At 50.4% G+C, this 12566-nt stretch carries 9 protein-coding genes; all 9 read left to right on the top strand.

Annotated elements, in window-relative coordinates:
• Positions 1–287: 287 nt before the first annotated feature.
• The 9 genes from IT084_RS02775 to IT084_RS02735 all read left to right on the top strand — a co-directional run bounded on the left by IT084_RS02775 (position 288) and on the right by IT084_RS02735 (position 12566).
• Positions 288–2012 (top strand): sigma 54-interacting transcriptional regulator, encoded by a 1725-nt coding sequence (locus IT084_RS02775; RefSeq protein WP_195710923.1) that lies wholly within the window; start codon positions 288–290, stop codon positions 2010–2012.
• Positions 2013–2201: 189 nt separating this feature from the next.
• Entirely contained in the window at positions 2202–2768 is a 567-nt protein-coding gene (locus tag IT084_RS02770) for a methyltransferase (RefSeq protein ID WP_313885407.1), read from the top strand.
• A 23-nt stretch (positions 2769–2791) separates the two neighbouring features.
• Positions 2792–6229: a DNA polymerase III subunit alpha gene (locus IT084_RS02765; RefSeq protein WP_195710922.1), complete on the top strand. Its 3438-nt coding sequence runs from the start codon at positions 2792–2794 to the stop codon at positions 6227–6229.
• Positions 6230–6309: 80 nt separating this feature from the next.
• Positions 6310–6540, top strand: a complete 231-nt coding sequence (gene mtrB, locus IT084_RS02760) for a trp RNA-binding attenuation protein MtrB (protein WP_195710921.1) — start codon at positions 6310–6312, stop codon at positions 6538–6540.
• Positions 6541–6720: 180 nt separating this feature from the next.
• Positions 6721–7683, top strand: a complete 963-nt coding sequence (gene pfkA / locus IT084_RS02755) for a 6-phosphofructokinase (RefSeq protein WP_195710920.1) — start codon at positions 6721–6723, stop codon at positions 7681–7683.
• Between the two features lie 12 nt (positions 7684–7695).
• Positions 7696–9447, top strand: coding sequence for a pyruvate kinase (pyk, locus tag IT084_RS02750; protein ID WP_195710919.1), 1752 nt, complete (start codon positions 7696–7698; stop codon positions 9445–9447).
• A gap of 70 nt (positions 9448–9517) precedes the next feature.
• The gene (locus IT084_RS02745; protein WP_195710916.1) at positions 9518–10123 is read left to right on the top strand and encodes a DedA family protein; all 606 of its coding nucleotides are present in this window, start codon (positions 9518–9520) and stop codon (positions 10121–10123) included.
• Positions 10120–10710, top strand: coding sequence for a GDSL-type esterase/lipase family protein (locus tag IT084_RS02740; protein ID WP_195710914.1), 591 nt, complete (start codon positions 10120–10122; stop codon positions 10708–10710). The genes IT084_RS02745 and IT084_RS02740 overlap by 4 nt, the downstream gene beginning before the upstream one ends.
• A gap of 251 nt (positions 10711–10961) precedes the next feature.
• Positions 10962–12566 carry an acyl--CoA ligase family protein gene (locus IT084_RS02735; protein ID WP_195710911.1) on the top strand — a complete coding sequence of 535 codons (1605 nt, stop codon included), beginning with the start codon at positions 10962–10964 and terminating at the stop codon, positions 12564–12566.

Below are 12566 nucleotides of genomic sequence, written 5' to 3'. Positions count from 1 at the left end.
CTAGCCCGTCATATCCCCAAAGCCATGACCCCTTAGCGGCGTGAAGAAGTAGTTAGGTAGTAAGTTGCAAGCGTTAATTAAAGTTGCTCCAGCCATAAAGGTAAAATTGCGAAACGAACGGAAGAAACCGCCGGAGTGCCAAATACAAGTACCGGGTTTTTGTAGTAAAATCAATTGTATAATTTAAAAATAAAATTAAAATTCAATCTTTTAGAAGGAATTATTCTTTTTTTGTTGAATTTTTTTAATTATTCAGCAACTACCGCCCAAACCGGGAGGTGAAAACTATGGCCCTGAAAAGCAATGTTGTTAAGACGTCGAAGCTGGAAACCGATAATACAATTTTTGATTGTATCGCCAATTTGGTAATAGCTGTGGATCACCGTGGATATATTACGATTTTCAATCACACTTGTGAAAGGTTGTTCGGTATAACCGCCGAACAGGCCATTGGCAAACCGGTTTCCCAGGTCATTCCCTATACCGGATTGATTAAAGTGCTTAAAACCGGCAAGGCCCATATCGGGCGCAAATTTGTCCTTGGAAACACCCTTTATATAGTCAACCGGACACCGATCATCAAGGACAACCGCATAATCGGCGCCATTGGCGTAGCCCAGGAGATAACCGAACTGCACCAACTGGCGGCGGAACTGGAAGCGGTGAAAGACCGGAAAAACTCCCTGGAGTCAATATTTGAGCACACCAATGAGGGGTATATTTCCATAAACCGAGAAGGTTATGTGAATTTTATCAACCATGCCATGGCCGGTTTATTAAAGACCACCCCGGAAAAAGTCCTAAACCACCATGTTACAGAAATATTTCCGGAAACTAAAGTGCATTTCTTTCAAATTGACGGCGGGTCGCAACAAAATAAGATTTTAAAACTCGCCGACCGGAATGTACTGGTCAGTTGTTTCCCAGTGTTTAAAAACGGCAAAGTGGAAGGTGCCATCAGCAAAGTTGTTTATCAAGACGTTGATAAACTAGCTGCGCTGGCTTTGAAAAGCGAATCGGCATGGACCAAAAAGAACGAAATTAAATCGCGCTACACGCTGGATGATATCATCGGAGCCAGCAAAGCGGTGAGTAAGCTTAAAGAAATTGTACGCCGCGTGGCCAGGGGACCATCAACGGTTTTAATCACGGGGGAAAGCGGTACGGGCAAAGAGCTATTTGCCCACGCTCTGCACGCCCATTCCCCCCGCGCCAACAAGCCTTTTGTGAAGGTTAACTGTGCCGCGATACCGGAGAACCTGCTGGAGTCGGAATTATTCGGCTACCGCGAAGGCGCCTTTACCGGTTCCAGAAAAGGAGGACAAATCGGAAAATTTGAACTGGCCCACAGGGGTACGATTTTCCTTGATGAAATCGGAGACATGCCGCTTTCCATGCAGGCCAAGGTGCTCAGGGTGTTACAGGAAAAAGAAATTGAGAGGCTTGGAGACAGAAATACCCAAAAGGTTGACGTGCGTATCATTGCGGCTACCAACCGCGATCTCGCCGGGTTAATTGCCGAGGGTCGCTTTCGCCGGGACCTTTATTACCGCTTAAATGTCGTCAATATAAACATCCCGCCTTTACGTGAAAGAAAGGAAGATATAAGGGATTTGGTTAATCATTTCATTGCCAAATATAACCGGGAATTTTCATTGAAAATAAGTAACCTCAGCCGGGATGTGATGGAGCTTTTCGAACGTTATAACTGGCCGGGTAACGTGCGGGAACTGGAAAATATCATTGAACGGGCGTTTAACCTGGTGGAAAATGATACTATAGAAATGAACCACCTGCCGCATTATCTTTTGGAATTTGGCGGAATCCAGGGCAAAGAACAAAAAACGGTTAATTTGAACAAAAGCCTGCCCGCTTTGCTGGAAAGCGTGGAAAAGGAAGCGATTGTGGACGCGCTGGAAAGGACCGGCGGCAACAAGTTACAGTCGGCAAAGCTGCTAGGTATATCCCGGGCCTGGTTATATAAAAAAATCAAGCAATATCAAATAGAATAATCAATCTTTAAATTGTACGTTAATCCGTTTTGATGTAAAATTCCCCTTAGAGCAAGGGGAATTTTACTTGTTTCTGAAGATATATTTTGGGTTTAAGTCAAGGTGGTGTAAAAAATATTATCCATTGAAACCAAGGAAATTTTCTTTGACCTACCGGAGCAAAGGATCAGCCTGCTGGTGGTCGCGGATGTGGAAAAATTGATCACCGATCCGGCCGATGAAGACAAGGTTCCCTGCTGGGCCGAAATATGGCCTGCGGCGCGCGGGCTTTCCCGCTGGATCTGGGACAACCTGTGTTTTGACAACGAGGAACTGCTCGAACTGGGTGCCGGCCTGGGGTTGCCGGGTATTATCTGCGGCCTGAAGGGAGCGCGGGTCACTTTCTCCGATTTCAACCCTTCCGCTCTGGAACTGGCAAGCTTAAACGCCACCCGGAACGGGCTTGCCAATTTTGACACTTACCTGGGTGACTGGCGTAACTTTGGGATGAAGAAAAAGTTTAAATGGGTGATGGGATCGGACGTGTTTTACGATCCGAAATTGAACGCCCATCTGATTAACGTAATTGGTGCGGTAACCGGCCGGGGCAGTAATTTGCTCATCGCGCACCCCGGAAGACCGGCCACATTCTCGTTTATTCAGGATCTGCGCGCCCGGGCGGAAACCGACGAGCGGAGAGCGGTGATACCGGTGACCATTGAGGACCCGTATTTCCCTTATTATGAAATTCATATCCATCTTATTAAGTTTAAGTAAACGTTTTATCGGGGGTTATTTCCTTGTTTACACACTTGCACGTACATACCGAATACAGCCTGCTGGACGGCGCGGCCAGGGTCAAACAACTGGTGGAAACCGCCGCCCGGATGGAAATGAATTCGCTGGCCATCACCGACCACGGGGTCATGTACGGCATCGTGGATTTCTATAAAGCCTGCCAAAAGCAGGGCGTCAAGCCGATCATCGGGTGCGAGGTATACGTGGCACCGCGCACCCGGTACGACCGCACGCCTAAAATCGATGATAACCTTTTTCACCTGGTGCTGCTGGCGGAAAATGAAACCGGGTACAGGAATTTGCTGAAATTGGTTTCCCTGGGTTTTACCGAGGGGTTTTATTACAAGCCCCGGGTGGACAAGGAACTGCTGGCAGCTCACAGTGAGGGGCTGATCGCCCTGAGCGGCTGTATCGCCGGTGAAATAGCTTCCCACTTGATTCAGGGTAACCCGGAACAAGCTGAAAAAAGCGCGTCCGAATATTTAGATATCTTTGGCCGGAACAATTTTTATCTTGAATTACAGGACCACGGCTTTAACGAGCAAAAGACCGCCAACCGGGGCTTGCTGCAACTGCATCAAAAAACCGGCATCCCGCTTGTGGTTACAAATGACGTCCACTACGTTTTGCGGGAACACGACGAAATGCAGGATGTGCTGCTATGCATCCAAACCGGGAAAACCGTTGATGACCCGGGACGCATGAAGTTTCAATCCCGGGAACTCTACCTGAAAAGCGAACAGGAAATGGCCCTGGTTTTCGGCGAGTTAAGGGAAGCCATGGACAATACGGTCCGCATTGCCGAGCGCTGCCATGTCACCCTGGAATTCGGCAAGCTGCACTTGCCGGAATACAAAGTACCGGAAGGACATACCGTGGACTCTTACCTGCGGGAATTATGCCTGAAAGGAATCCAGTGGCGCTACGGCGGAATGAGTGAGCAAGTAAAACAGAGGCTTGAATTTGAACTGAATGTAATCAAGCAAATGGGCTATTCCGCTTACTTTCTCATTGTCTGGGATTTCATCCATTTCGCCAGGGAAAACGGCATCCCGGTGGGACCCGGTCGCGGTTCCGCCGCGGGCAGCCTGGTGGCGTACGTGCTGGGCATTACCAATCTGGATCCCTTAAAATACGACTTGCTGTTTGAAAGATTCTTGAATCCCGAGCGGGTGTCCATGCCGGATATCGATATTGACTTTTGCTTTGAACGGCGCGGCGAGGTTATTGAATACGTGTCCAGGAAATACGGCTCGGACCGGGTGGCCCAAATCGCCACCTTCGGCACCATGGCGGCCAAGGCGGCCATCCGGGACGTCGGCCGGGCGCTGGGCATGCCTTACGGCGACGTGGACCGAATCGCCAAACTGGTGCCCAACGATTTGAAAATTACCATTGATAAGGCACTCCAGGAATCTCCGGAATTAAACCAGATTTACCGGGAAGACGACCAGGTACGCAAATTAATCGATATGGCCGCCCTGCTGGAGGGAATGCCCCGGCATGCTTCTACGCACGCCGCCGGAGTGGTGATCACCAGGGAGCCTTTAACCCACTACCTTCCGTTGTACAAGGCGGCGGACGGCCCGGTAACCACGCAATTCGCCAAGGACCCGGTGGAGGAACTGGGGTTGCTCAAAATGGACCTGCTGGGTTTGCGCACCCTGACCGTAATTGCCGATGCCGTTAAAATGATTCGCCGGAACCGCGGCCGGGAAATCAACATTGATGAAATTCCCCTGGACGACCCCAAAACGTTTGAGCTATTGTGCCATGGCGAAGGGGTGGGCGTGTTCCAGCTGGAAAGCAGCGGCATGCGGGCAATTTTACGGGAATTGAAACCCGAGGTATTCGAGGATATCGTGGCCCTGGTGGCCCTTTACCGCCCCGGCCCGCTGGGCAGCGGCATGGTGGAGGACTTCATTAAAAGCAAACACGGCGAAAAAAAGGTGGAGTACCTGCACCCGAAGCTGGAACCCATCCTCAAAGATACTTACGGAGTAATTCTCTATCAGGAGCAGGTCATGCGCATTGCCAGCGACCTGGCGGGATTCTCCCTGGGCGAAGCCGACCTGATGCGCCGGGCCATGGGCAAGAAAAAACCGGAAATTCTGGCCGGGTTGCGGGCGCAATTTATCGAGGGGGCGGAAAAGAACGGCGTGGACCCCAACATCGCCGGGCAAGTTTTCGACCTCATCGAGTATTTTGCCGGTTACGGCTTTAATAAAAGCCACAGCGCGGCCTACGCGCTGGTTTCTTACCAGACGGCATATTTGAAGGCGAATTACCCGGTGGAATATATGGCGGCGCTTTTGACCTCGGTCAAGGATAACACGGACAAAGTATCCTTTTATATCGAGGAATGCCGCCGGATGAACATCGACGTGCTGCCGCCGGACGTCAACCTGAGCGGCGTGGATTTCACGGTGGACGGTGATAAAATAAGGTTTGGTCTGGCCGCCATTAAAAACGTAGGTTTAAATGCCGTTAAATCGATTATCGAGATGAAAGAAACGGGTGGCCCTTTCAAGTCTTTCGCGGATTTTTGCCAGCGCCTGGATACCCGGGTAATCAACCGCAGGGTACTGGAAAACCTGATCAAAAGCGGCGCATTGGACTCACTGGGGCATTTTCGTTCCCAAATGATGGCCGCGGTGGATACCGGATTGGGACTGGCCCAACTGGCCCAGCAGGACCGGAAAAACGGGCAACTGTCCTTGCTGGATTTCTGGGGTGACGAAGTTCAAAAAACACTGACCATCGATCTGCCTGAGATCAAGGAATTTCCACCCGGTGAATTACTGGCCATGGAAAAGGAGGCGCTCGGCCTTTACGTCAGCGGGCACCCGCTCTCGGAATACAGGGAGTTCATCAATCGCCAGGCTACGCACCAGGTGGCAAACCTGGTGGAGTTGGAGGACCGTACCGAAGTAGTGGTGGGAGGTATTTTAAACAGTGTCAAAAAAATCACCACCAAGCGGGGAGATGCCATGGCCTTTGCCAATCTCGAGGACCTGACGGGATCGGTGGAACTGGTTATATTTCCCAGAACATACCAGCAATACGCCGGTTTACTGGCGGTAGATAACCCCGTACTGGTTAAAGGAACTGCCAACCACAACGGTGAAGAGGTAAAAATAATTGTTAATTGCCTGGAGCCATTGTCCAAACAAAGTTTCGGTGAACTGTATATTAAGCTGGAAAGCCCAACCCGGGAACTTATCGCCGGCATTCAAAAAGTTTTATGTTCATTCCCTGGTGAGTGTCCTGTTTATATTTATTTTCCCCGGGATAAAAAATTGGCCCGGGCCGACCGCCGCTTCTGGGTCAGTCTGGATACCGGCGTAGTTGATGAATTGATTGGCTTGCTGGGATCAGAAAATATCAAAGTTAAATACGGCACTTCGAGTAATAACGGCCTGGTGACGGCTGCTAAATAATGATTGTTTGACGCTTTTCTTATGTAATTGATACTGCTATAATAAGGTAATCGAAGGATACAAGCGAGGTGATCAAATCAATGAGTGATTTTAACGAAATAAGCGGGGAATACGTGGTTATTAAAGCGCTGGAAAATGGTGTCACCATCATCGGGCTTACCAGGGGACGCGACACAAAGTTTCATCATTCCGAAAAATTGGACAAGGGTGAGATTATGATTGCCCAGTTCACCGAACATACTTCGGCTATCAAAATACGAGGGCGCGCTGAAATACTGACCAAACATGGTAGATTAAGAACCGACGATTAACAATTTTTTCCAGAGTTTTGCTCTGGATTATTTTTTGATCCACCATACCACTGACTAGACGATGCCGCATCCGGAGAAATAAAAAAATATTGCATATTTAAGACGGTACAGCAAAAAGTATTATTGTTATCACAAGAATAATCGTACCAGGGTTGGAATAATCAGAAAGGGGTAGCAGACGTGCAAAGAATTGCCGTTTTAACCAGTGGCGGTGACTCTCCGGGGATGAATGCCGCCATTCGGGCCGTGGTACGCAAGGCCATTTACCACGGCCTGGAGGTAATTGGCATCCAGAGAGGTTTCAGCGGTTTTATCGAAGCGGACATGGGACCGATGAATTTGGGGTCGGTGGCGGACATTATTCACCGCGGCGGCACCATTTTGCGAACCGCCCGTTCGGAAGAGTTTAAAACTTCGAGGGGCAGAGCCAGGGCGTTTGAAAACGTGGAACGTTACGGCATTCAAGGGTTGGTTGTGATTGGCGGCGATGGCTCATTCAGGGGGGCGGAAATTTTTCATAATGAATATAACATACCGGTAATTGGCGTGCCTGGTACCATAGACAACGATATTTCGGGTACCGAATATTCAATCGGTTTTGATACCGCCATTAACACCGTTGTGGAAGCAATTAACAAAATCCGGGATACCGCCACGTCCCATGAAAGAACATTCATCCTCGAGGTAATGGGGCGGGAAAGCGGGTATATCGCCCTGATGGCAGGCCTTGCCGGCGGGGCGGAATCAATCTTGATTCCGGAACTGAACTTCAGCATTAACGATGTGTGTGAAAAATTGTATCGCGGTTATAAACGCGGCAAACTCCACAGCATCATCGTCGTGGCCGAAGGCGCCGCCAGCGGTATTGATATTAGCAAGCAAATTAAAGAACAAACCGGACTGGAAACAAAAGTCACCATACTCGGCCACCTGCAGCGAGGTGGTACGCCCACGGCTTTTGACCGCATTTTAGCCAGCCGGATGGGGGCAAAGGCTGTGGAATTGCTGATGTCCAGTTATGTCAAGCATATGGTCGGCATGGTGGAGGGCCGGATTGTCGCCGCACCGCTTGAAGCCGCTTTCGAGGAGAAAAAACCGATCGACCTGGAGGTCTATAACCTGGCAGGTATACTATCCATTTAAGGAGGAGTAGTCATGCGCTGCACGAAGATAGTTTGCACCGTTGGCCCGGCCAGCGAATCCGTTGAAATATTGGAGAAAATGATGCTGGCCGGCATGAACGTGGCTAGACTGAATTTTTCCCACGGCACACACGAAGAACACGCCCGGCGCGTGAATGCAATCCGCCGGGCGGCAGGCAATGTGGGTAAAAATATCGCATTGTTGCTTGACACCAAGGGGCCTGAAATAAGGCTGGGGGAACTGGAAAAAGATCCACTGGAGTTGCGTCCCGGTTCCGAGATATGTCTTACCACCGAAAAGGTCCTGGGTAACGAAAAAACCTTGCCGGTTACATACAGCGGTCTGCCTTATGACGTGAAGGCGGGGGACAGGATATTGATCGCCGACGGCTTGATCGGTCTCAGGGTCAAGTGTGTGGACGGGTCTAATATTGTTTGCCTGGTGGAAAACGGGGGTGAAATAACCAGTCACAAGGGGGTTAACGTGCCGGGCGTCCATGTAAACCTGCCGGCTGTTACCGACAATGATAAAAGGGATATTATCTTCGGAGTGGAGCAGGGTTTCGATTTCGTCGCCGCTTCCTTCGTGCGCAAAGCGTCGGATATACTGGCTATCCGGAAGATTATTGAAGACAATAATGGTCACATGGACATTATTGCCAAAATAGAAAACCGCGAAGCCGTAAACAACCTGGATGAAATCATCAAGGTTTCCGATGGAATCATGGTGGCACGGGGCGACCTGGGAGTGGAAATTCCACCGGAAGAAGTGCCGGTGATACAAAAGGTCATTATCGAAAAATGCAACCAGGCTGGTAAGCCCGTAATCACCGCCACCCAAATGCTGGAATCCATGATTCACAATCCGCGGCCGACCAGGGCAGAGGCCAGTGATGTCGCGAACGCCATCCTGGACGGTACGGACGCCGTCATGCTCTCCGGCGAGACCGCGGCAGGAAAGTATCCCGTTGAAGCGGTGGAAACCATGGCCCGGATAGCGGCTCACGCCGAGTCGGCCATCAGGTTCGATGAATTGCTAAAAAACAAGCGCCGGGCCCTGTCCAACACCGTCACCGACGCCATCAGCCACGCTACGGTTTCCATTGCGCATGCCCTCGGAGCAGCGGCGATTATATCATCGACGGAATCGGGTTATACCGCCAAAATGGTCAGCAAGTACAGGCCCAGCGCCCCCGTGATAGCGGTTACACCGCATGCCAGGGTTTTGCGCAAGCTGGCCCTGGTCTGGGGAATCCAACCGCTTTTGGTGGGCAAGACGGAAGACACGGACAACATGATCGCGGCGGCGGTGGAGGTTTCTTTGTCGGCCGGTTTGATCAAACCGGGTGATTTAACTGTTATTACCGCCGGCGTCCCGGTCGGCGTACACGGGACCACCAACCTGGTGAAAGTACATACCGTCGGCGATATCCTGGCGCGGGGTACGGGTATAGGCAACAGGGCGGTCACGGGAAAAGCCTGCGTGGCCGGCAATTCCCGTGAGGCATTAAATAAAATGCGGGACGGTGACATACTCGTTACGCATGACACAGACAGGGATTTTATTCCGGCCATTGAAAAGGCGGCGGCAATTATCACCGAGGTGGGCGGTTTAACTTCACACGCGGCCATTGTGGGCCTGGAGTTCGGTATCCCGGTCATAGTGGGACTGGAAGGGGCCACAGCGATCATACCGGACGGAGAAGTAGTTACCGTGGATGGTCAAAGAGGTCTGGTTTACAAGGGAACCGCCAGAGTTCTTTAGCCTGTTCAACCACTTGTTAATGTAAAAAAAGCCTCTCTCCTGGATATGCTATACGTGGGAGGGGGGTAAATTGGATTTTATCGCTGACTACCTGGAAAGTCTGGGGCTGGGGGGCCTGCTGGTAGGCTTGATCATCGAAGCCCTGGGCTTTCCCTTTCCCGGCGGGGCGTTGATCATGTTATCCGGTTTTTTGATTAACCAAAACCGGCTTGATTTTTATAGTGTTTTTTTGGTGGCGGTAACCGGTTTTAATCTGGGAGCAATTGCGGCGTTTTTTATTGGCCGGCGCACGGGTAACCTGTTGTTTGAACAGCATGGCAGGTACCTGCGTATTCACCGGCGCGGGGTTGAACATGCCCGCGCCTGGCTGGAAAACTCCGCTCCCGTATGTATCATTCTGGGCAGGTTTGTGCCCATGATCAGCAATGTCCTACCCTACCTGGCAGGTGCCAGCAGGCTTAATTGGCATCGCTTCTTGTTTTACAATTTTATTTTCACCATCATCTGGGTTTCATTCAATATCTCTGTGGGCATGATATTTGGCTACAACTGGCCGGTGATCGCCGGCTATTTCAGAAATCGTTTGCCGCTGGCCGTCCTGGGCTTGCTACTGGTTTATTTTGCCGTAAAATTCGTAATCAGGCAATTATACGCGCTAAGGAGTGAAAAAATTTGACTTGCGTCATTATATGCCTGGGTGATAGCATCACCTATGGTTATCCTTTTGGCCCCAGGTTTTCATGGGTAAATCTATTGCAACAAAAAACGGGATTTAACCTGATTAACATGGGGATTAACGGGGATACCAACCACAATCTATTACGTCGCTTTAAAAACGATGTGATTTCTATTGCTGCCACACACGTACACATACTCGGCGGCATCAATGACGCCTGGCTGGAACTGGACCTGGCGGCATCACAGAATTGCGTCCGGGAAATGATCAGTCTAAGTTTTAACCATGGTATCTTGCCGGTTATAGGCCTCACCACGCCCATTTGCGCAAACCCATCCGGGGGGGCATGCTTTTTCCCTTACGGGCTGGATAAAGTAAAGGGTTGGTTGGCACGCTACAGGGAATGGTTGCGGGAATATACAAGTGTGCACGATATTCCGTTGATTGATTATCAAACACCCCTCTGCCTGCCCGAAACGGACGAAGGGAACCCGCGCTTTTTTCACGACGAGTGCCACCTGAACGAGAAAGGATACAGTCTAATGGCTTCGGTAGCCGAAAACGCGCTAAAAACATTGTTAACCTGACGAGTAAATAAAACCGGTAAGACAGGTTTAATTTTTTTTAAATTTTTTCGGGACAGTGGCAGGAATTTAAAAGTAAAAAAACGAAACTTATTAATATTTAGAAAATTTGCCGTATTGAGACCTGCAATAAATTTGCAAATTATCTAAACGGAGGTGTTGAAGTTATTTATTATATTAAATTTACGAGGTGAGTTTGAATTTAAACACAATCGTTAATTAATCAGGAGATATAAATTAGGGGAGGGAATATAATGACGGAAAAAAAAGTAAATTTTGATGTGCTTACTCCCGTGAATTTTTTAAAACGCAGCGCCATGGTCTACGGCGATAAAGAGGCCGTAGTTTACGGGGATAAACGTTACACATATCAAGAGTTTTATAACAGGGTAAACCGCCTGGCCAACGCATTGATCAAAGTAGGAGTCGGAAAGGGCGATAAGGTGGCTTTCATCTGCCCCAATACGCCACCTATGCTGGAGGCACATTATGCCGTACCGATGATCGGCGCCGCGTTGGTCAGCATCAATATTCGCCTGTCAGCCCGTGAAGTGACATATATCATCAATCATTCCGATTCCAAGGCCCTGTTTGTGGATAATGAATTTGCCGGGCTGGTTAACCCGGAGGAGTTGAAAAATGTTAAAACATTCGTCAATATTTGCGACATCAACGACGAGAGGCCCCTGGCGGGGATGGAATACGAAGAATTCCTGGACACCGGTTCGGACAAGCCCGTGGAATGCGCGGTGGAAGATGAATATGAGGTAGCCACCATTAATTACACCAGCGGGACCACGGGGTTACCCAAGGGGGTCATGTATCACCACCGCGGCGCTTATCTCAATGCTCTGGGCGAGGCGCTGGAACACGGCATGAATTCCCGATCGGTGTACCTCTGGACTTTACCGATGTTCCATTGCAACGGCTGGTGCTTCACCTGGGGCGTCACCGCGGTCGGAGCCACACACGTCTGTCTGCGCAAAGTGGTGCCCGAGGAAATTTACCGCCTGGTGGAAGTGGAAAACGTTTCCCATCTCTGCGCGGCGCCAACGGTTTTGATCGCCATGTCCACCTATCCCGGCGCCAAGGACGTCAAAATGAAGCGCCCGCTGAACGTAATTACGGCAGGTGCGCCGCCGGCACCGACGGTAATTAAGAACATGGAATCCATCGGCGCCAATGTAACCCAGGTTTACGGCCTGACCGAGGTGTACGGCCCGCACAGCATCTGCGAGTGGCGGGAGCAGTGGGACGATCTGCCGGCGGGCGAGCGGGCTAAAATCAAAGCGCGCCAGGGTGTTCCCTACATCACTGCCATGTACATGGACGTGGTCGACCCGGCCTCAATGCAGTCCATTCCATGGGATGGGGAAACCATGGGGGAAATTGTCATGCGGGGTAATAACGTGATGCTGGGGTATTACAAGCAACCCGAGGCGACCGCCGAGGCTTTCCGGGGCGGTTGGTTCCACAGCGGCGACCTGGCCGTGGTGCATCCCAACGGTTACGTGGAAATCAAGGACCGCATGAAGGATATCATCATCAGCGGCGGTGAGAACATCTCTACGGTGGAAGTGGAAAACGTCATCTATACTCACCCCGACGTCCAGGAGGTAGCCGTCATTGCCGTACCCGACGAAAAGTGGGGCGAGGTGCCCAAGGCGTTTATCGTGCCCAAACCCGGCACCAATCCAACCGCCGAGGACATTATCAATTATTGCCGGCAAAACATGGCCCGGTTCAAAGTACCCAAGGCGATAGAATTCGGAGAGCTGCCCAAAACGTCCACCGGTAAAATTATGAAATACAAGTTGCGCGAAAAAGAATGGGCCGGTCGCGACCGCAGGGTAAATTAA

The sequence above is a fragment of the Desulfallas sp. Bu1-1 genome, assembly GCF_015594625.1.
Lineage (GTDB): Bacteria > Bacillota > Desulfotomaculia > Desulfotomaculales > Desulfallaceae > JADNRQ01.
This window is presented reverse-complemented; position numbering and strand designations above follow the sequence as displayed.